Genomic DNA, 20,255 nt, shown 5'->3' with positions numbered 1-20,255 from the left:
CCAACCGTGCGGCGCAATGGTGCGCCGCACGGCGGGCCGGCCGGAACGCTCAGGCCTTGCGGGGCAGGTCCGACGCCTGGATCAGGAACACGGCGTCGTCGCCCGCGCTGGTGGGCAGCCACGTGAGCTCGAGGCCGCCGAACGCCGCTTCGACGTGCTCGCGCTCGTTGCCGATCTCGACGACGAGCACGCCGTCGTCATGCAGCCAGCGGTGCGCGTCGGCGACGATACGTCGCACGATGTCCATCCCGTCGTCGCCGCCGGCGAGCGCCATCTCAGGCTCGTGCCGGTACTCGGGCGGCAGCGCGGCCATCGACGCGGCGTTCACATACGGCGGGTTCGTCAGGATCACGTCGTAGCGCGAGTCGGGATCGGTGCGGAACGCGGGCAGCGGGGCGTAGAGGTCGCCGCAGTGCAGCCCGATGCGGTCTTCGAGGCCGTAGTCGCGCACGTTGATTTCCGCGACTTCGAGCGCCTTGTCCGACAGGTCGACCGCGTCGATCTCGGCGTTCGGGAACGCGCTCGCCGCGAGGATCGCGAGGCAGCCGGAGCCGGTGCACAGTTCGAGCACCGCGCCGACCTGCTCGGGATCGGCGACATACGGCTGCAGCCCGTCGTCGAGCAGTTCGCCGATGAACGAGCGCGGCACGATCACGCGTTCGTCGACGTAGAAGCGGTGGCCATGCATCCACGCTTCATGCGTGAGGTACGCGGCCGGCACGCGGTCGGCCGCGCGTCGTTCGATCACCGCGAGCACGGCCGCGATTTCGTCGGGCAAGAGGCGCGCGTCGAGGAACGGTTCGAGCGTGTCGAGCGGCAGGTCGAGCGTATGCAGCACCAGGTAGGCCGCTTCGTCGTATGCGTTGTCGGAACCGTGGCCGAACGCGAGCTTCGCTTTCGAGAAGCGCGTGACCGCGTAGCGCAGCAGGTCGCGGACTGTGGCAAAAGGTGTCGTCATGCGAGGCTCCGTCAGGCGATCAGTTGTTCGAGCACGCGTCGGTACACGTTCTTCAGCGGGTCGACGAAGCGCACTTCGATGTGCTCGTCGATCTTGTGGATGCTGCCGTTCGGCGGCCCGAATTCGATCACCTGCGGGCAGATGCGCGCGATGAAGCGGCCGTCCGACGTGCCGCCCGTCGTCGACAGCTCGGTCGTGATGCCGGTTTCGGTGCGGATCGCGTTTTCCAGCGCGCCCGACAGTTCGCCGCGCGGCGTGAGGAACGGCAGGCCGCTCACCGACCACTTCAGCGTGTATTCGAGGCCGTGCTTGTCGAGGATCGCATGCACGCGGGCCTGCAGGCCTTCGACGGTGCTCGCGGTCGAGAAGCGGAAGTTGAACAGCAGGTCGGCGTGGCCGGGAATCACGTTGGTCGCGCCGGTGCCGGCGTGCAGGTTCGACACCTGCCAGGTGGTCGGCGGGAAGTATTCGTTGCCGGCGTCCCATTGCTCGGCGGCGAGCTCGGCGAGCGCCGGCGCGAGCAGGTGGATCGGGTTCTTCGCGAGGTGCGGATACGCGATGTGGCCCTGCACGCCCTTGACGACCAGTTCGCCGGACATCGACCCGCGGCGGCCGTTCTTGACGACGTCGCCGAGCTCGGCGGTCGACGTCGGCTCGCCGACGATGCAGTAGTCGAGACGTTCGCCGCGTTCCTGCAACAACTCGACGACCTTCACGGTGCCGTCGGTGGCCGGGCCTTCCTCGTCGCTCGTGATCAGGAACGCGATCGCGCCGCGGTGGTCGGGATGGGCCGCGACGAATTCCTCGGACGCGACGACGAACGCCGCGAGCGACGTCTTCATGTCGGCCGCGCCGCGGCCGTACAGCTTGCCGTCGCGATGGGCGGGGATGAACGGCGGCGACGTCCACTGTTCGAGCGGGCCGGTCGGCACGACGTCGGTGTGGCCCGCGAATGCGAGCAGCTTGCCGTCGCGGCCGTCGGCGCCGCGCTTGACGGCCCACAGGTTGGTCACGCCGTGCGACGCGATGGTCTCGCATTCGAAGCCGAGCGCGGCGAGGCGCTCGGTCATGATCTGCTGGCAGTGCTGGTCGTCGGGCGTCACGGACGCGCGGGCGATCAGCTGTTCGGTAAGGGCTAGGGTGGCGGACATGGTTCGGACCACTTTCGATAAAAAATGCCGGCGCGGTGGCCGGCAGCGACAGGGCGTCGTGTGCAGCGCAGGCGCAACGCGGGCGGCCCTATGCGGCAAACAGCGCCGCGTATTGATCGGCCACGAAGCCGAGCGATTTCACGCGGCCGTTGACGACGAGCACGGGACGCTTGATGACCGACGGCTTGTGGATCATCAGCGCGACCGCGCCGGTCTTCGTTTCGGCGGCCGCCTTCATCGCGTCGTCCAGGCCGCGCCACGTGGTGCCACGCTTGTTCACGAGCGCGTCGAGCGACACGTCCTTCAGCCAGTCTTCGATCAGCGGCGCGCTGACGCCGAGCTTCTTGAAATCGTGGAACTCGAACTCGACGCCGTGATCGTCGAGCCACACGCGGGCCTTCTTCACGGTGTCGCAGTTCGGAATGCCGTAGACGACCACGGTGTGCGGCTTCGCCATCAGTCGCCTCGCAGCAGCTCGTTCAGGCCGACCTTCGCTCGCGTCTTCGCGTCGACCTTCTTCACGATCACCGCGCAGTACAGGCTGTGCGAGCCGTCCTTCGACGGCAGGTTGCCGGCGACGACGACCGAGCCGGCCGGGATGCGGCCGTAGCTGACTTCGCCGGTCTCGCGATCGTAGATCTTGGTGCTCTGGCCGAGGTACACGCCCATCGAAATCACCGAGTTTTCCTCGACGATCACGCCTTCGACGACTTCCGAGCGCGCGCCGATGAAGCAGTTGTCTTCGATGATCACCGGGTTCGCCTGCAGCGGCTCGAGCACGCCGCCGATGCCGACGCCGCCCGACAGGTGCACGTTCTTGCCGATCTGCGCGCACGAACCGACCGTCGCCCACGTGTCGACCATCGTGCCTTCGTCGACGTACGCGCCGATGTTGGTGTACGACGGCATCAGCACGACGTTCTTCGCGATGAACGAGCCGCGGCGCGCGATGGCCGGCGGCACGACGCGGAAGCCGCCCGCGGCGAAGTCTTCGGCCGTGTAGTTCGCGAACTTCGACGGCACCTTGTCGTAGAACTGCGAGTAGCCGCCGGCCGGCATCGGCGCGTTGTCCTCCAGGCGGAACGACAGCAGCACGGCCTTCTTCAGCCATTGGTGGACCGTCCAGTTGCCGTCGATTTTCTCGGCGACGCGCAGCGCACCCTTGTCGAGTTGCTCGATTGCGTGAGCGACGGCCTCGCGGACGTCGGCGGGCGCGGCCTTCGGCGACAGCTCGGCGCGGTTTTCCCAGGCGGTATCGATGATTTGCTGAAGTTGTTGCGACATGTTCGTTTTCGCAGGAAATGGATGGAATTGATCGGGATGGACGTCTTACCGCGCGAGAGAGCGGCAGAAATCGACGATGCGTTGCGCGCCCTCGACGCATTCGGGGGTGCCCGCGACGAGCGCGATCCGGATGAAATCGCGGCCCGGGTTCGTGCCATGCGCATCGCGCGCCAGGTACGAGCCGGGCAGAACCGTCACATTATAGTCGGCGTACAGGCGACGGGCGAACGCGGTGTCCGACAGGCCGGTGCGCGCGACGTTGGCCCACAGGTAGAACGCGGCGTCGGGCAGTTTCACGTCGATCACGTCGGCGAGCATCGGCGTGACCGTATTGAACTTCTGCAGGTACAGCGCGCGGTTCTCGCGCACGTGCGCCTCGTCGTTCCACGCGGCGATGCTCGCGTGCTGCCAGACCGGCGACAGCGCGGCGCCGTGATACGTGCGATACAGCAGGAATTTCCTGAGCAGCGCGGCGTCGCCGGCGACGAAGCCCGAGCGCATGCCCGGCACGTTCGAGCGCTTCGACAGGCTGGAGAGCATCACGAGCCGCTCGAAGCCGCGGCCAAGGCGGTGCGCGGCCTCGAGGCCGCCGAGCGGCGGCGCCGCTTCGTCGAAATAGATTTCCGAGTAGCACTCGTCGGACGCGATCACGAAGCCGTGGCGGTCGGACAGCGCGAACAGCTCGCGCCAGTCGTCGAGCGTCAGCACGGCGCCCGTCGGGTTGCCGGGCGAGCACACGTACAGCAGCTGCGTGCGCGCCCACACCTCGTCGGGCACGGCCGCGTAGTCGCATGCGAAGTTGCGGGCCGGGTCGCTGTTCGCGAAATAGGGTTCGGCACCGGCCAGGAGCGCCGCGCCTTCGTAAATTTGATAGAAGGGATTCGGACAGAGTACGATCGCCTTCTTGCCGTCCGCGGCCGGGCGCGCGTCGATCACCGTCTGCGCGAGCGAGAACAGCGCCTCGCGCGAGCCCGACACCGGCAGTACCTGCGTGGCCGCATCGATTGCCGGCAGCCCGTAGCGGCGTTCGAGCCAGCGCGCGATCGACGTGCGCAGCGCATCCGAGCCGGCGGTGGCCGGATACGACGCGAGGCCGTCGAGCGCGGCCACCACGGCGTCGCGGATCAGCGCCGGCGTCGCGTGCTTGGGCTCGCCGATGCCGAAGCTGATCGGTTTCAGGTCGCCGGAAGGCGTCACGTCCTTGAACAGGGCGCGCAGCTTTTCGAAGGGATAGGGCTGGAGCGAATCGAGTCGAGGGTTCACGGGCGAAGCGGCCATCGCGGCCGGTTGGAGCGAAAGAAGCGGCGGGCGCGCCGCGCGGCTGCGAACGGGCGCCGGGGCGCGCGGGTCGCAACGGACGATTATAGCGTGACGGAATGCGGTCACGGCCTGCCGGAGCGGCGGCCGGGCCGCTCGAACAAAGGGTATCGAACCAAATGAACAACGCGGTACGCGGCAGCCTGCCGACGCTGGCCATCCTGATCGGCGCGTCGGTATGGGGCCTGATCTGGTATCCGCTGCGGATTCTCGCGTCGCTCGGCGTGACGGGCACGCTGGCCAGCGCGCTGACGAGCCTCGTCGCGTTCCTGTTCGTGATCGTCGCGCGGCACCGGACGATCGCGACGCTGCGCTGGCACTGGGTGCTGCCGGCCATCGCGGTCACGGCCGGCGTGACGAACCTCGGGTTCGTATGGGGCACGATCCACGGCGAGGTGCTGCGCGTGATGCTGCTGTTCTACCTGACGCCGGCCTGGACCGCGATCTACGCGCACTTCCTGCTGCGCGAGCGGCTGACCTGGGCCGGCGCCGGGCTCGCGGCGCTGTCGATCGGCGGCGCGATGCTGATGCTGTGGTCGCCGGCGCTCGGCTTGCCGCTGCCGGCCAATCCGGCCGAATGGGCCGGTCTCGCGGCCGGGCTGAGCTTCGCGATGAGCAACGTGCTGGTGATCAAGGCGAGCCGCGAGCTACCCGACATGCGCGCCGAAATGCGCACCGCGACGCTGTTCGGCGGCGCGGCCGTGTTCGGCGCGATCGCGTCGCTGTTCGAGGGACTGCCGGCCGTGCCGGCGAGCGGCCAGCTGGGCGTGGCCGTGCTGATCATCGCGGCGATCGGCGTGACGATGGCGTCGAACAACCTGCTCGTCCAGTACGGCCTCGCGCGCGTGCCGGCGAACCGCGCGTCGATCATCATGCTGTTCGAGATCGTGATCACCGCGCTGTCCGCGTGGGTGTTCGCGAACGAGCTGCCGACCGCGCGCGAGTGGGCGGGCGGCGCGTGCATCGTGCTCGCGACGCTGCTGTCGAGCCGGGTCCATCGTGCCGCGCCGGCACCGGACAAACCCGGCGACGGTCGGGACGGCTCACGCGCGATGGTATGATGGAAGCCGTTTGCGGGGCCCAACGCTGGATGCGCGCGGCCCCGTTTTTGAATTCCGGGGCGCGTGGCGCGCAGGGGCTTTCCGGCCCCGCGTCGTGCGGCCCCGTCCGTTTCACACCTTCTTCACATCCGATACCGCCGTGCGTCTGAGCTCGATCAAACTCGCTGGCTTCAAATCCTTCGTCGATCCCACGCATTTCCAGGTTCCGGGCCAGCTTGTCGGCGTGGTCGGCCCGAACGGATGCGGCAAGTCCAACATCATCGATGCCGTGCGCTGGGTGCTCGGCGAGTCGCGCGCGTCCGAGTTGCGCGGCGAGTCGATGCAGGACGTGATCTTCAACGGTTCGACCGCCCGCAAGCCCGGCAGCCGGGCCAGCGTCGAACTGATCTTCGACAACTCCGACGGCCGCGCGGCCGGCCAGTGGGGCCAGTACGGCGAAATCGCCGTGAAGCGCGTGCTGACGCGCGACGGCACGTCGAGCTACTACATCAACAACCTGCCGGCGCGCCGCCGCGACATCCAGGACATCTTCCTCGGCACCGGCCTCGGGCCGCGCGCGTACGCGATCATCGGGCAGGGCATGATCGCTCGGATCATCGAGGCGAAGCCGGAAGAGCTGCGCGTGTTCCTCGAGGAAGCCGCCGGCGTGTCGAAGTACAAGGAACGCCGCCGCGAAACCGAGAACCGCCTGCACGACACGCGCGAGAACCTGACGCGCGTCGAGGACATCGTGCGCGAACTCGGCGCGAACCTCGAGAAGCTCGAGGCGCAGGCGGTGGTCGCGACCAAGTACAAGGAACTCGTCGCCGACGGCGAGGAGAAGCAGCGCCTCTTGTGGCTGCTGCGCAAGAACGAGGCTGCCGGCGAGCAGCAGAAGCAGCAGCGCGCGATCGAACAGGCGCAGATCGACCTCGAGGCGCAGACGGCGAAGCTGCGCGAAGTCGAGGCGCAGCTCGAGACGCTGCGTGTCGCGCACTACTCGGCGAGCGACGCGATGCAGGGCGCGCAGGGCGCGCTCTACGAAGCGAACGCCGAGGTGAGCCGCCTCGAAGCCGAGATCAAGTTCATCGTCGAATCGCGCAATCGCGTGCAGGCGCAGATCGCCGCGCTGAACGCGCAGCGCGAGCAGTGGCGCGCGCAGGCCGAGAAGTCCCAGGACGAGCTCGAGGAAGCCGAAGAGGCGCGCGCGATGGCCGACGAGAAGGCCGCGCTCGCGGAAGACAACGCGGCCGCGAAGCACGATGCGCTGCCGGCGCTCGAAGCGAAGTGGCGCGACGCGCAGGCGCAGCTCAACGACGAGCGCGCGCGGATCGCGCAGACCGAGCAGTCGCTCAAGCTCGAAGCCGCGCATCAGCGCAACGCCGACCAGCAGCTCCAGCAGCTTCAGCAGCGCCACGAGCGCCTGAAGAGCGAAGCGGGCGGGCTCGACGCGCCGGACGAGACGCAGCTCGAAGAGCTGCGCATGCAGTTGGCCGAGCAGGAAGAGATCCTCGCGGAAGCGCAGGCACGTCTCGCCGACGCGCAGGAAACGGTGCCGCGCCTCGACGGCGAACGCCGCGCCGCGCAGGAGCGCGTGCAGGCCGAAGCCGCGCAGATCCACCAGCTCGAAGCGCGCCTCGCCGCGCTGAAACAGCTGCAGGACAACGTGCAGACCGAAGGCAAGATCCAGCCGTGGCTCGACAAGCACGAGCTCGGCGCGTTGCCGCGTCTGTGGAAGAAGCTGCACGTCGAGGCCGGCTGGGAAGCGGCGCTCGAGGCCGTGCTGCGCGAGCGTCTCGCCGCCCTCGAAGTGTCGAATCTCGACTGGGTGAAGGCATTCGCGACCGATGCGCCGCCCGCGAAGCTCGCGTTCTACGCGCCGCCCGCGGCCGGTGAGCCGCCCGCCGCGGTGGCCGGGCTGCGTCCGGTGCTGTCGCTCGTGCGCATCGACGACGCGGGTATCCGTGCGGTGCTGAACGACTGGCTCGGCAACGTGTACGTCGCCGACGACGTCGCGCAGGCGCTCGCGACGCGCGCGCAGCTGCCGGCAGGCGGCGCGTTTGTCGTCAAGGCCGGCCATATCGTCACGCGGGTCGGCGTGCAGTTGTACGCGGCCGATTCGGAGCAGGCCGGGATGCTGGCCCGCCAGCAGGAAATCGAAAACCTGACGCGCCAGGTGCGCGCGCAGGCACTGCTCGCCGACGAGGCGCGCACGGCCGCCGTGCGGGCGGAAGCCGCGCACACGCAGGCCACGCAGGCGCTCGGCGACGTGCGCGCGCAGGCCGAACGCGCGACGCAGCGCGTGCATGCGCTGCAGATGGACGTGCTGAAGCTCGCGCAGGCGCACGAACGCTACACGCAGCGCAGCACGCAGATCCGCGAGGAACTCGAGGAAATCGGCGCGCAGATCGAAGAGCAGCGTGCGCTGCGCGCGGAGTCGGAAGCGAATTTCGAGCGCTTCGACGGCGAGCTCGCGGAACTGCAGGCGCGCTTCGAGGACAACCAGCTCGCATTCGAGGCGCTCGACGAATCGCTGACGCAGGCGCGTCAGGAAGCGCGCGACCTGGAGCGCGGCGCGAACGACGCGCGCTTCGCCGCACGCAACGCGGTGACCCGGATCGACGAGCTCAAGCGCACGATCCAGGTCGCGCACGAGCAGAGCGAGCGCGTCGCCGCGTCGCTCGAAGACGCGCGCGCTGAACTCGAGACGATCAACGAGCAGACCGCGCACACGGGCCTGCAGGACGCGCTCGAGATTCGCGCGGTGAAGGAAGAAGCGCTGCAGGCGGCGCGGATCGAGCTCGACGATCTCACCGCGAAGCTGCGTGCGTCGGACGAGCAGCGGCTCGTCGCCGAGCGTTCACTGCAGCCGCTGCGCGACCGCATTACCGAGCTGCAGCTGAAGGAGCAGGCCGCGCGCCTGTCCGTCGAGCAGTTCGCCGAGCAGCTCGCGACCGCCGAGGTCGACGAGGTCGCGCTGGCCGCGAAGCTGACGCCGGATCTCAAGCCTTCTTACCTGCAGGGCGAAGTCACGCGCCTGAACAACGCGATCAACGCGCTCGGCCCGGTGAACATGGCCGCGCTCGACGAGCTGAAGGCCGCGAGCGAGCGCAAGGTGTTCCTCGACGCGCAGTCGGCCGACCTGATCGATGCGATCACGACGCTCGAAGACGCGATCCACAAGATCGACCAGGAAACCCGCACGCTGCTGCAGGGCACCTTCGACGAAGTCAATCGTCATTTCAGCGACCTGTTCCCGCGCCTGTTCGGCGGCGGCCAGGCGAAGCTCATCATGACGGGCGACGAGATTCTCGACGCCGGCGTGCAGGTGATGGCGCAGCCGCCGGGCAAGAAGAACGCGACGATTCACCTGCTGTCGGGCGGCGAGAAGGCGCTGACCGCGACCGCGCTGGTGTTCGCGATGTTCCAGCTGAACCCGGCGCCGTTCTGTCTGCTCGACGAGGTCGACGCGCCGCTGGACGACGCGAACACCGAGCGTTTCGCGAATCTCGTGCGCGCGATGTCCGACAAGACGCAGTTCCTGTTCATCTCGCACAACAAGATCGCGATGGAAATGGCGCAGCAGCTGATCGGCGTGACGATGCAGGAGCAGGGCGTGTCGCGGATCGTCGCGGTGGACATGGAAACCGCCGCGGGTTTTGCCCAGAATTGACGTTTGACGAAACCGGACCGCGTTCGCGCGGCGCATGGGCGCCCGTTCGCGGTTCCGACGAAAAAGAATTGCTGATGGAGCGTGCATGGACGAGTTGACACTCGGTTTGATCGGCGCCGGCGCCGTCGTGGTGGGCGGCGTCGTGGTCTACAACGCATGGCAGGGCGCGAAAGTGCGGCGCAGGATGCCGCGCCCGATGCCGGAGGAAGCGGCCGAGGCGATGAACCGCCCCGAGCGTGACGAAGAGTTGCCGTTCATCGAACCGGTGCGTCAGCCGGTGCGCCGCGAGCCCGCGGCACCGGTCGCGGCGGCGGCAGCGACCGAAGCCGCGCGCGTCGAGCCGACGTTCGGCGGGGCCGCCAGCGGCGCGGCGCCGGCCGATACGCCGGCCGACCTGCAGGCCGAGGCGACCGGCGTCGACACGTCGTCCGAATCGATCGAACCGGCTGCCGGCGAAGAAGCCGTGCCCGCCGCGACGCACGAGGCGGCGGCCGAACCGGCCGGCCCGACCGAACCGGTGATGCCGGCCGCGACGACGGTCTCGTCGGCGCCGCCCGCGATCGTCGATCGCCGGATCGACTGCATCGTGCCGATTCGCCTCCCCGGGCCGCTGCCGGGCGACAAGATCCTGCCGGTCGCGCAGCGGCTGCGCCGCGCGGGCAGCAAGCCCGTGCACATCGAAGGCAAGCCGGAAGGCGGCCAGTGGGAGTTGCTGCAGAACGGCGTGCGCTACGAAGAGCTGCGCGCGGCCGCGCAGCTTGCGAACCGCGGCGGTGCGCTGAACGAGCTCGAATTCTCCGAATTCGTGACGGGCGTCCAGCAGTTCGCCGACGCGATCGACGGCGCGCCGGAATTCCCGGACATGATGGAGACGGTCGCGATGGCGCGCGAGCTCGACGCGTTTGCCGCGCAGTGCGACGCGCAACTGTCGATCAACGTGATGTCGGACGGCGCGCCGTGGTCCGCGAACTACGTGCAGGCGGTCGCGTCGCAGGACGGGCTGCTGCTGTCGCGCGACGGCACGCGCTTCGTGAAGCTCGACGCGAAGCAGAATCCGGTATTCATGCTGCAGTTCGGCGATACGAACTTCCTGCGCGACGACCTGACGTACAAGGGCGGCAACATGATCACGCTGGTGCTCGACGTGCCGGTGGCGGAAGAGGACATCCTGCCGTTCCGGCTGATGTGCGATTACGCGAAGTCGTTGTCCGAGCGGATCGGCGCGCGCGTCGTCGACGATTCGCGCCGGCCGCTGCCGGAGTCGACGCTGCTCGCGATCGAGCAGCAGCTGATGAAGCTGTACGCGAAGCTCGAGGAAGCCGGCATTCCGGCCGGTTCGCCGGTCACGCGCCGCCTGTTCAGCCAGTAACGCGATGGCGCGGACGGCGCGCCTTGGCGCCGTCGTTCGCCGCCGCGGCGCACACCGCTCGGTGTGCGCCGCAGCACGTCATCGGGCCCGCATTGCGTGCCCCGCCGCGGCGTCAAACTGAGATAATCGGACATCCGATTTTTTCAGACCGACTCTGCCGCCAGCATGGCCCGAACCCAAGCCGAACCGCCAGCCAGCCAGCCCGACGCGCGTGCCGCGTGGCTGCGCGACCAACTCGAGCGGGCGAACTACGCCTATTACGTGCTCGACCAGCCGGATCTGCCCGATGCCGAATACGACCGGCTGTTCCGTGAGCTGCAGCAGCTCGAAACCGACCATCCCGAACTCGTGACGCCCGATTCGCCGACGCAGCGCGTCGGCGGCGAAGCGGCCGGCGGCTTCACGCCGGTCGTCCACGATGCGCCGATGCTGTCGCTGAACAATGGCTTCGCCGACGAGGACATCGTCGCGTTCGACAAGCGCATCGCCGACGCGCTCGCGAAGACGATCGATCTCGCCGGCTCGGTGACGGACCCCGTCGAATACGCGTGCGAACTGAAGTTCGACGGCCTCGCGATTTCGCTGCGCTACGAGCAAGGCGTGTTCGTGCAGGCCGCGACGCGCGGTGACGGGACGACGGGCGAGGACGTGACCGAGAACGTGCGCACGATCCGCTCGATTCCGCTCAAGCTGAAGGGCAAGCACGTGCCGACCGTGCTCGACGTGCGCGGCGAGGTGCTGATGTTCAAGCGCGATTTCGCACGCCTGAACGAACGCCAGCGCGCGGCCGAGCAGCGCGAATTCGCGAACCCGCGCAACGCGGCCGCCGGCAGCCTGCGCCAGCTCGACTCGAAGATCACCGCGCAGCGGCCGCTGTCGTTCTTCGCGTACGGGATCGGCGTGCTCGACGGAATGCCGATGCCCGACACGCACAGCGCGCTGCTCGACTGGTATGAGGCGTTCGGCCTGCCGGTGAACCGCGAGCGTGCGGTCGTGCACGGCGCCGAAGGCTTGCTCGACTTTTTCCGCAAGGTCGGCGAGAAGCGCGAGTCGCTGCCGTACGACATCGACGGCGTCGTCTACAAGGTCAACCGGCGCGACGAGCAGGAGCGGCTCGGCTTCGTGTCGCGTGCGCCGCGCTTCGCGCTCGCGCACAAGTTCCCCGCGCAGGAAGCGCTGACGAAGCTCGTCGCGATCGACGTGCAGGTCGGCCGCACCGGCGCGATCACGCCGGTCGCGCGTCTCGAGCCGGTGTTCGTCGGCGGCGCGACCGTGACCAACGCGACGCTGCACAACGAGGACGAAGTGCGCCGCAAGGACATCCGGATCGGCGACACCGTGATCGTGCGCCGCGCGGGCGACGTGATTCCGGAAGTCGTCGGTGCGCTGCTCGACCGGCGCCCGCCGGACGCGGCCGAATTCGTGATGCCGACCGAATGCCCGGTGTGCGGCTCGAAGATCGAGCGCCTGCCGGACGAGGCGATCGCGCGCTGCACGGGCGGGCTGTTCTGCCCGGCGCAGCGCAAGCAGGCGCTGTGGCATTTCGCGCAGCGCCGCGCGCTCGACATCGACGGCCTCGGCGAGAAGATCATCGACCAGCTCGTCGAGTTGAATCTCGTACGTACGCCGGCCGACCTGTTCAATCTCGGTTTCGCGACGCTGGCCGAGCTCGACCGGTTCGCGGAGAAGTCTGCGCAGAATCTGCTCGATTCGCTCGAGAAGGCGAAGCATACGACGCTCGCGCGCTTCATCTACGGGCTCGGCATCCGCCATGTCGGCGAATCGACCGCGAAGGATCTCGCGAAGCATTTCGGCTCGCTGACGCCGATCATGGATGCGTCGATCGAGGAGCTGCTCGAAGTCAACGATGTCGGGCCGATCGTCGCCGAGTCGATTCACCAGTTCTTCGCGGAAGAGCACAACCGCACGGTGATCGAGCAGTTGCGCGCGCCGGGCAAGGTCACGTGGCCGGAAGGGCCGCCCGCGCCGAAGGCGCCGCAGGGCGTGCTGGCCGGCAAGACGGTCGTGCTGACGGGCACGCTGCCGAATCTCACGCGCGATGCGGCGAAGGAGATGCTCGAAGCGGCCGGCGCCAAGGTGGCCGGTTCGGTATCGAAGAAGACGGATTACGTGGTCGCGGGCGCCGAAGCCGGCAGCAAGCTCGCGAAGGCCGAGGAACTCGGCATCCCCGTGCTGGACGAAGACGGTCTGCACCAACTCCTGGAGGGCAATACGCCATGATTCGCGAGATCCTGAAGATGGGCGATCCGCGCCTGCTCGAAATCGCCGAACCGGTCGATCGGTTCGATACGCCCGAGCTGCACGAGATCGTCGCGGACATGTTCGAGACGATGCACCACGCGAACGGCGCCGGGCTGGCCGCGCCGCAGATCGGCATCGGGCTGCAGATCATCATCTTCGGCTTCGGCAACAACAACCGCTACCCGGATGCGCCGCCGGTCCCGGAGACCGTGCTGATCAACCCGAAGGTCGAGTACCTGCCGCCGGACATGGAAGAGGGCTGGGAAGGCTGCCTGTCGGTGCCGGGCATGCGCGGCGTCGTCAGCCGCTACGCGAAGGTGCGCTACAGCGGCTTCGACCAGTTCGGCGAGAAGATCGACCGCATCGCCGAGGGGTTCCACGCGCGCGTGGTCCAGCACGAATACGACCACCTGATCGGCAAGCTGTACCCGATGCGGATCACCGACTTCACGCGCTTCGGTTTCACCGAGGTGCTGTTCCCGGGGCTCGACCCGGCCGACGACGACTGATCGGACGCTCTCGCGCAGAAAAGAGAAAGCCCGCTTGAAGCGGGCTTTTTCATTGCATGGCGCACAGGGTGCGCTTGCGGTCAGAACGTCTCGTCGGCGGACAGGTAACGCCATTGGCCCTGCGGCAGCGCGCCGAGCATCACGCGGCCCATCCGCACGCGCTTCAGGCCGATCACGTCGAGGCCGACCAGTTCGCACATGCGGCGAATCTGGCGCTTCTTGCCTTCGCGCAGCACGAAGCGCAACTGCTCGCCGTTCTGCCAGCTCACCAGCGCCGGCTTCAGCGCGACGCCGTCGAGTTCGAGGCCGTGGCGCAGTTTCGCGAGCGATTCCGCCGGGAAGTGCTGGTCGATGTCGATCAGTCGTTCGCCGAAGCGCACGCGCACCAGGTATTCCTTGTCGATGTCCGACTGTTCGCCGATCAGCTGCTTCGCGATCACGCCGTTTTGCGTCAGCACGAGCAGGCCGGTGGAGTCGATGTCGAGACGGCCGGCCGGCGCGAGCGCATGCAGGTGCTGCGGCGAGAAGCGCACCGGCGAATGATCGCCGCTCCAGCGGTTCGCGCGCGTGATCAGCGCGGCCGCCGGCTCGTAGCCGTCTTCCGCCTGGCCCGACACGTAGCCGACCGGCTTGTGCAGCAGGATCGTCACTTGCGCGGCCTGCGCGGCGCTCGCGCGCTCGTCGATCTCGATCTTCTGGTCGGCGCGCACCTTGGTGCCGAGCGTGTCGATGCGTTCGCCGTCGACGAGCACCCAGCCCTTTTCGATCCATTCGTCGGCTTCGCGGCGCGAGCACATGCCGAGTTCGGACATCCGCTTCGACAGCCGCATCAGGCCTGTTTCGTCGCCGTAGTCGACGTCGGCCGCCGCGCGCTTGACCGGCTGCGCGGTCTTCACCGCACCGAACGAACGGCGCTCGCCGTCGCGCGCCGGGCGGGCCGGGCGGTCGCCGAAGCTGCGCTTCGCGCCTTCGCCGGTTGCCTTGTCGCGGTAGGACGGGCGTTTGCTGTCGTCGCCTGCTGCACGACGCGGACGTGCATCGTCATCGCTGCGGCGGGCAGGGCGATCGGACGACGGGCGGCGGTCGCCGAAGCTGCGCTTCGCGCCTTCGCCGGCTGCCTTGTCGCGGTAGGACGAGCGTTTGCCTTCGTCGCTACCTGCTGCGCGACGCGGACGTGCATCGTCATCGCTGCGGCGGGCAGGGCGATCGGACGACGTACGGCGGTCGCCGAAGCTGCGTTTTGCGCCTTCGCCGGCTGCCTTGTCGCGGTAGGACGGGCGCTTGCCTTCGTCGCTACCTGCTGCGCGACGCGGACGTGCATCGTCATCACGGCGCGGCGGACGATCGGACGACGTACGGCGGTCGCCGAAGCTGCGCTTCGCGCCTTCGCCGGATGCGTTATCACGATAGGACGGGCGCTTGCCCTCGTCGCCACCGGCACGACGCGGTCGCGCATCGTCATCGTTACGGCGCGGCGGCCGCTCCGACGACGTGCGACGGTCGCCGAAACTGCGCTTCGCGCCTTCGCCGGATGCGTTATCACGATAGGACGGGCGCTTGCCCTCGTCGCCACCGGCCCGACGCGGCCGCGCATCGTCATCGTTACGGCGCGGCGGCCGCTCCGACGACGTGCGACGGTCGCCGAAACTGCGCTTCGCACCTTCGCCGGCTGCATTGTCGCGATACGGCGCGCGCGTGCCGCGTTCGGCGCCGCCGTCACGCGGCGCACGCTTGACCGGTGCGCGATCCGCGCCCGGGCGTTCTGCGCCGGCGGCGCCGCGCGGCTTGAACGCACGCTCGCCGGTGGCGGCGGCTGCAGCGGGCGCCTTCTTCGGGCGGGCCGGTTTATCCCCCGCGGGCGGCGCGGCGGGACGCACCGCCTTGCGGGCGACGAGGCTGCCGGAGCGGACAGGGGCGCGGGTCGGCGACGCCGGCTTCGGATTCTTGACGGTTAATTTGGTGCGCATAAACGCTGGGATTCATTCAGACTGCGATCGCACGCAGCAATTCGGTTTCGAGCTGGATCTGCAGGCGGTTGTCGGACAGGCCGGCGCCCGCGAGCAGGAAGATGTCTTCGACGCGCTCGCCGAGCGTATTGATCCGCGCCGCATGGACGCCGATCCGATGTTCGGCGAGTACGCGCGCGATCGAATAGAGAAGGCCCGGCCGGTCGTTGGCCGACACGGACAGGATGTAGTACTGACCGCGCTCGTCGGCCCGCAGGTCGACGCGCGGCGTGATCGGAAACGTCCGGGACAGCCTCGACAGGCGGCCCTTCGACGGCTCCGGCAGCGTTGCGGTTTCGGCGAGCCGCGTCGCGAGCTGCTGCTCGACGAGATTCGCGATGTCGCGGTAGCGCACGTCGCGTTCGGTTTGCGTGACGATGAAGTTGTCGAGCGCGTAGCCGTGCCGCGTCGTGCTGACGCGCGCATCGAGCACCGACAGCCCGTTGCGGTCGAAATACGCGCAGATGCCCGCGAACAGGTCGGGGCGATCCTTCACGTACACGAGCACCTGCAGCGCGTCGCCGATCGGCGACGGCCGCGCGCGGACGATCGCCGTTTCGGCGTTCACGTGCCGGTACAGCACGCGCGTCTGCCACGCGATGTCGGCCGCGTCGTGACGCAGGAAGAAACCGACGTCGAGCTGATCCCACAACGCACGGTGCGCATCGTCGGGCACGGTTTCGAGGCGCAGCAGCGCGAGCGCCTGCTCCTGCCGCGACTTCAGTTCCGAATGCGCATCGGGATTCGCGCCGCCGAGCACCGCGAGCGTGATGCGGTACAGATCCTCGAGCAGCTTGCCCTTCCACGTGTTCCACACCTTCGGGCTCGTGCCGCGGATATCGGCGACGGTCAGCAGGTAGAGCGCGGTCAGGTACCGTTCGTTGCCGACGACCTCGGCGAAGCGCTTGATGACTTCGGGGTCGCTCGTGTCCTGCTTCTGCGCGACCTGGCTCATCGTCAGGTGATGCTGGACGAGCCACACGATCAGCGCGGCGTCGTCGCCGGCGATCCCGTGCTCGCGGCAGAAGCGCCGCGCGTCGGCCATCCCGAGCGTCGAGTGATCGCCGCCGCGGCCCTTCGCGATGTCGTGGAACAGCGCCGCGACATACAGCACCCACGGGCGCTCGAAATTGCCGATCAACTGGCTGCAGAACGGATACTCGTGCGCATGCTCGGCCACCGCGAAGCGGCGGAGGTTGCGCAGCACCATCAGGATGTGCTGGTCGACCGTGTACACGTGGTACAGGTCGTGCTGCATCTGGCCGACGATGCGGCGGAAGTTCAGCAGGTAGCGGCCGAGCACGCTCGTCTGGTTCATCAGCCGGAACGCGTGCGTGATGCCTTCGGGCTGCTGCAGGATCCGCATGAACGTGGCGCGGTTTTGCGGATCGCGGCGCCACGTGTTGTTCATGATTTCGCGCGAGTTGTACAGCGCACGCAGCGTGCGGGCGGACAGGCCTTTCACGCCGCGCGTCGTTTCGTACAGCAGGAACGCTTCGAGGATCGCGTCGGGGTGGCGTTCGAACACGCCGTCGTCGACGATCTCGAGCATCCCCTGTTTCTCGACGAAGCGATCGGCCGACAGCACGCGCGTGATGCCGCTCGTCGCGGGGAAGAGCTGCGCCTCGATGTTCTGGATCAGGATCGTCGCGAGCTGCGTGACGGCCTTCGCGGCCCAGTAGTAGCGGCGCATCAGTTGCTCGCTCGCGCGCTTGGCCTGTGTCGGCTGGTAGCCGAAGCTCTCGGCGGCCTGCGTCTGCAGGTCGAACACGAGCATGTCCTGGCGGCGCCCGGCGATCACGTGCAGCCGCGCGCGCAGCGTTTTCAGGAAGCCTTCGTTGCGGCGCAGCTCGCGCGCTTCGCGGTCGGTGATGAGGCCGCGCGTGTCGAGTTCGCGCCAGCTGCTGCCGAAGCCGGCCGCGCGCGCGATCCACAGGATCGTCTGCAGGTCGCGCAGCCCGCCGGGGCTTTCCTTCACGTTCGGTTCGAGGCTGTACGGCGTGTCCTGGCACTTCGCGTGGCGCTGGCGCATCTCGAGCACCTTCGCGGTGAAGAACGCGCGGGCGTCGAGCGCTTCGTGGTAGCGCACGGTGAAGCGCTCGAACAGCGCGGTGCTGCCGACGATGCGGCGCGCTTCCAGCAGCGAGGTCTGCACCGTGACGTCCTGCGACGCCTCCTCGATGCACTGTGCGACGGTACGTACGCTGCTGCCGATCTCGAGGCCGAGGTCCCACGCCATGCCAATGAAGCGCTCGATGCGCGCGTCGAGCGCCGCGTCATGCGCATCGGGCAGCAGCACGAGGATGTCGACGTCGGAATAGGGCGCGAGTTCGCCGCGCCCGTAGCCGCCGACGGCGACGAGCGCGAGCGTCGCGGGCAGCCCGCATTCGTCCCACACGCGCTTCAATGCGTCGTCGGTGAGTTTCGACAGCGCGTGCATCAGCGACGCGACGTTCGCCGCGCGGCGAAAGCGCTCGAGCATCGCCGTCTTGGCGGCCTTGAATTCGGCGCGCCGCGACAGCGCTTCGGGCGAGGGGGCAGCGTGAGCGCTCATGGGCGACCGTTCAGGTGCGGGGCGGGGCGGGCTGGCGCGACGGCGCTCAGACGGCGGCGGCCGGTTGCGCGAACACGGGGCGCGCCGGCGTGCCGGCCGACACGGTCAGCACTTCGTAGCCGGTTTCGGTGACGAGCACCGTGTGCTCCCACTGCGCGGAGAGGCTGCGATCGCGCGTCTTGACCGTCCACTGGTCGGGCATCGTGCGGATGTCGCGCTTGCCGGCGTTGATCATCGGCTCGATCGTGAAGATCATCCCGGCCTTCAGTTCGATGCCGGTGCCCGGGCGGCCGTAGTGGACGACCTGCGGATCCTCGTGGAACACCGTGCCGATGCCGTGGCCGCAGTATTCGCGCACGACGCTGTAGCCCTGCGCCTCCGCGTGCTTCTGGATCGCGTAGCCGATGTCGCCGAGGTGCGCGCCGGGCTTGACCTGGTCGATGCCGAGCCACATGCATTCGTAGGTGGTCTGCACGAGACGCTTCGCGAGGATCGAACCCTCGCCGACGATGAACATCCGGCTGGTGTCGCCGAAATAGCCGTTCTTGATCACGGTGATGTCGATGTTCAGCGCGTCGCCGTTCTTGAGCACCTTCTCGCCGGGAATGCCGTGGCAGATCACGTCGTTGACCGAAATGCAGGTGGCCTTCGGGTACGGCGGGTAGCCGGGCGGCTGATAGTTCAGCGGCGCGGGGATCGTGCCTTGCTCGTTGAGCATGAACTCGTGGCAGAGGCGGTCGAGTTCGGCGGTCGTGACGCCCACGACGACGTGCGGCGTGATGAAGTCGAGCACTTCGCTGGCGAGACGGCAGGCGACGCGCATCTCCGCGATATCGTGTTCGTTTTTGAGCGTAATAGCCATCGAGGTATGCCTGGAATGCGGTGAATTGACGGATTATCGCACCTTATGGCGGGCCTCGCAGCCCCTGCGGGCCGCGCGGATGCGGGTTTTCGAGGATTGTCCGGCCCGCTGCCGCGCGGCAAGCGAAAGTGCCGTGCGACTTGAGAGCCGACAAATCCGCGTGCTATACTCTTTGGCTAAGTCGACATCCAAATTTGCCGTCGTGCCCCATCTTGGGGCGGCATCGCGGTGAAAGGCTTACGGCACGGGCGTTTTGCACGTGCCGAATCGCAAGCCGGCGCAACCAGGGTGCCGTCCGTGCGGAATCCCCGCCCTTCAGGGCGGGTTCGCGCGGCGGTACGGCAGCCGGCTTAAGACCCAACCCTCGTGGAGAATTTACATGGCAGTTACGATGCGCCAAATGCTGGAAGCGGGTGTCCACTTCGGTCACCAGACGCGCTTCTGGAACCCGAAGATGGCTCCGTTCATTTTCGGTCACCGCAACAAGATTCACATCATCAACCTCGAAAAGACGCTGCCGATGTTCACGGACGCACAGAAGTACGTGCGTCAGCTGGCAGCGAACCGCGGCACGATCCTGTTCGTCGGCACGAAGCGCCAGTCGCGTGACACGATCGCCCAGGAAGCGCAACGTGCGGGCATGCCGTACGTCAACGCACGCTGGCTCGGCGGCATGATGACCAACTTCAAGACGCTGAAGGTGTCGATCAAGCGCCTGAAGGACATGGAAGCGGCCGTCGAAGCGGGCGAAACCGAGAAGATGAGCAAGAAGGAAGCGCTGCTGTTCGAGCGCGAAATCGCCAAGCTGCAGAAGTCGATCGGCGGCGTGAAGGACATGGGCGGCATTCCGGACGCGATCTTCGTCATCGACGTCGGCTACCACAAGATTGCTGTCACGGAAGCGAACAAGCTGGGCGTGCCGGTCATCGCCGTGGTCGATACGAACCACTCGCCGGAAGGCGTGGATTACGTGATCCCGGGTAACGACGACTCGAGCAAGGCAGTCGCGCTGTACGCCGAAGGCGTGGCCGACGCGATCCTCGAAGGCCGTGCGAACGCGGTCAACGAAGTGGTCCAGGCCGCACGCGGCGACGACGAATACGTCGAGGAAAACGCGTAACTGGCCCCGAGCCGGCGCAAAAAGGGGGCTCTCAACAGGCCCCCTTTTTTTAAGCTTGTGCGCCGGACCTGATCGCGCCGAATCGGCGCGGGTCCGGAAACGAATCTCGGCCGTTCGCGTCCAAGCGGGCGGCGTTGTGAATACAGACTC

Annotated in this window: 14 protein-coding genes; 6 read left to right on the top strand and 8 right to left on the bottom strand. The window is 68.0% G+C overall.

Annotated features, from left to right (window positions below):
* Positions 1-49: 49 nt before the first annotated feature.
* The 5 genes from prmB to dapC all read right to left on the bottom strand — a co-directional run bounded on the left by prmB (position 50) and on the right by dapC (position 4,671).
* A complete protein-coding gene (prmB, locus tag CFB49_RS11115; RefSeq protein WP_089435216.1) occupies positions 50-958 on the bottom strand; it encodes a 50S ribosomal protein L3 N(5)-glutamine methyltransferase in 909 nt (302 codons plus the stop codon).
* Between the two features lie 11 nt (positions 959-969).
* The gene (gene dapE, locus CFB49_RS11110) at positions 970-2,109 is read right to left on the bottom strand and encodes a succinyl-diaminopimelate desuccinylase (protein ID WP_069617676.1); all 1,140 of its coding nucleotides are present in this window, start codon (positions 2,107-2,109) and stop codon (positions 970-972) included.
* A gap of 88 nt (positions 2,110-2,197) precedes the next feature.
* On the bottom strand, positions 2,198-2,566 hold the full coding sequence (locus CFB49_RS11105; protein ID WP_006478478.1) for an ArsC family reductase: 369 nt from the start codon (positions 2,564-2,566) through the stop codon (positions 2,198-2,200).
* Positions 2,566-3,393, bottom strand: a complete 828-nt coding sequence (gene dapD / locus CFB49_RS11100; protein ID WP_006478479.1) for a 2,3,4,5-tetrahydropyridine-2,6-dicarboxylate N-succinyltransferase — start codon at positions 3,391-3,393, stop codon at positions 2,566-2,568. The genes CFB49_RS11105 and dapD overlap by 1 nt, the downstream gene beginning before the upstream one ends.
* Before the next feature lie 45 nt (positions 3,394-3,438).
* Positions 3,439-4,671 (bottom strand): succinyldiaminopimelate transaminase, encoded by a 1,233-nt coding sequence (dapC, locus tag CFB49_RS11095; protein WP_069617674.1) that lies wholly within the window; start codon positions 4,669-4,671, stop codon positions 3,439-3,441.
* Positions 4,672-4,829: 158 nt separating this feature from the next.
* Between dapC and CFB49_RS11090 the strand changes: the two genes are divergently transcribed.
* From CFB49_RS11090 to def, 5 genes are all read left to right on the top strand, one after another.
* The gene (locus CFB49_RS11090; RefSeq protein ID WP_069617673.1) at positions 4,830-5,771 is read left to right on the top strand and encodes a DMT family transporter; all 942 of its coding nucleotides are present in this window, start codon (positions 4,830-4,832) and stop codon (positions 5,769-5,771) included.
* Positions 5,772-5,910: 139 nt separating this feature from the next.
* A complete protein-coding gene (smc, locus tag CFB49_RS11085; RefSeq protein WP_069617672.1) occupies positions 5,911-9,423 on the top strand; it encodes a chromosome segregation protein SMC in 3,513 nt (1,170 codons plus the stop codon).
* Between the two features lie 85 nt (positions 9,424-9,508).
* A complete protein-coding gene (locus CFB49_RS11080) occupies positions 9,509-10,792 on the top strand; it encodes a cell division protein ZipA C-terminal FtsZ-binding domain-containing protein (RefSeq protein ID WP_089491323.1) in 1,284 nt (427 codons plus the stop codon).
* Positions 10,793-10,957: 165 nt separating this feature from the next.
* A complete protein-coding gene (gene ligA, locus CFB49_RS11075; protein ID WP_089491322.1) occupies positions 10,958-13,033 on the top strand; it encodes an NAD-dependent DNA ligase LigA in 2,076 nt (691 codons plus the stop codon).
* Positions 13,030-13,563 (top strand): peptide deformylase, encoded by a 534-nt coding sequence (gene def / locus CFB49_RS11070; protein ID WP_089435211.1) that lies wholly within the window; start codon positions 13,030-13,032, stop codon positions 13,561-13,563. Before ligA ends, def begins: the two co-directional genes overlap by 4 nt.
* 80 nt (positions 13,564-13,643) lie before the next feature.
* Here def and CFB49_RS11065 read toward each other — a convergent pair whose 3' ends face one another.
* From CFB49_RS11065 to map, 3 genes are read right to left on the bottom strand one after another with little or no spacing between them, the layout of a single operon-like run.
* Complete coding sequence (locus CFB49_RS11065) at positions 13,644-15,530, bottom strand: pseudouridine synthase (RefSeq protein WP_089491321.1); 1,887 nt, start codon at positions 15,528-15,530, stop codon at positions 13,644-13,646.
* A 16-nt stretch (positions 15,531-15,546) separates the two neighbouring features.
* Entirely contained in the window at positions 15,547-18,123 is a 2,577-nt protein-coding gene (locus CFB49_RS11060) for a [protein-PII] uridylyltransferase (protein ID WP_069617668.1), read from the bottom strand.
* A gap of 46 nt (positions 18,124-18,169) precedes the next feature.
* A complete protein-coding gene (gene map / locus CFB49_RS11055; RefSeq protein WP_089491320.1) occupies positions 18,170-18,985 on the bottom strand; it encodes a type I methionyl aminopeptidase in 816 nt (271 codons plus the stop codon).
* 379 nt (positions 18,986-19,364) lie between these two features.
* Between map and rpsB the strand changes: the two genes are divergently transcribed.
* Positions 19,365-20,105, top strand: coding sequence for a 30S ribosomal protein S2 (rpsB, locus tag CFB49_RS11045; RefSeq protein WP_069617666.1), 741 nt, complete (start codon positions 19,365-19,367; stop codon positions 20,103-20,105).
* Positions 20,106-20,255: the final 150 nt, after the last annotated feature.

The sequence above is a fragment of the Burkholderia sp. AU17457 genome, from assembly GCF_002223255.1.
GTDB classification, from domain to species: Bacteria; Pseudomonadota; Gammaproteobacteria; order Burkholderiales; family Burkholderiaceae; genus Burkholderia; species Burkholderia sola.
The sequence above is the reverse complement of the archived record's forward strand: the minus strand, read 5'-3'. Positions and strand labels throughout refer to the sequence as shown.

What these genes read in the sequence shown, in the direction of transcription:
- prmB (WP_089435216.1), bottom strand. Translation starts at nt 958, where the DNA reads ATGACGACACCTTTTGCCACAGTCCGCGACCTGCTGCGCTACGCGGTC.
- dapE (WP_069617676.1), bottom strand. Translation starts at nt 2,109, where the DNA reads ATGTCCGCCACCCTAGCCCTTACCGAACAGCTGATCGCCCGCGCGTCC.
- CFB49_RS11105 (WP_006478478.1), bottom strand. Translation starts at nt 2,566, where the DNA reads ATGGCGAAGCCGCACACCGTGGTCGTCTACGGCATTCCGAACTGCGAC.
- dapD (WP_006478479.1), bottom strand. Translation starts at nt 3,393, where the DNA reads ATGTCGCAACAACTTCAGCAAATCATCGATACCGCCTGGGAAAACCGC.
- dapC (WP_069617674.1), bottom strand. Translation starts at nt 4,671, where the DNA reads ATGGCCGCTTCGCCCGTGAACCCTCGACTCGATTCGCTCCAGCCCTAT.
- CFB49_RS11090 (WP_069617673.1), top strand. Translation starts at nt 4,830, where the DNA reads ATGAACAACGCGGTACGCGGCAGCCTGCCGACGCTGGCCATCCTGATC.
- CFB49_RS11080 (WP_089491323.1), top strand. Translation starts at nt 9,509, where the DNA reads ATGGACGAGTTGACACTCGGTTTGATCGGCGCCGGCGCCGTCGTGGTG.
- ligA (WP_089491322.1), top strand. Translation starts at nt 10,958, where the DNA reads ATGGCCCGAACCCAAGCCGAACCGCCAGCCAGCCAGCCCGACGCGCGT.
- def (WP_089435211.1), top strand. Translation starts at nt 13,030, where the DNA reads ATGATTCGCGAGATCCTGAAGATGGGCGATCCGCGCCTGCTCGAAATC.
- CFB49_RS11065 (WP_089491321.1), bottom strand. Translation starts at nt 15,530, where the DNA reads ATGCGCACCAAATTAACCGTCAAGAATCCGAAGCCGGCGTCGCCGACC.
- CFB49_RS11060 (WP_069617668.1), bottom strand. Translation starts at nt 18,123, where the DNA reads ATGAGCGCTCACGCTGCCCCCTCGCCCGAAGCGCTGTCGCGGCGCGCC.
- map (WP_089491320.1), bottom strand. Translation starts at nt 18,985, where the DNA reads ATGGCTATTACGCTCAAAAACGAACACGATATCGCGGAGATGCGCGTC.
- rpsB (WP_069617666.1), top strand. Translation starts at nt 19,365, where the DNA reads ATGGCAGTTACGATGCGCCAAATGCTGGAAGCGGGTGTCCACTTCGGT.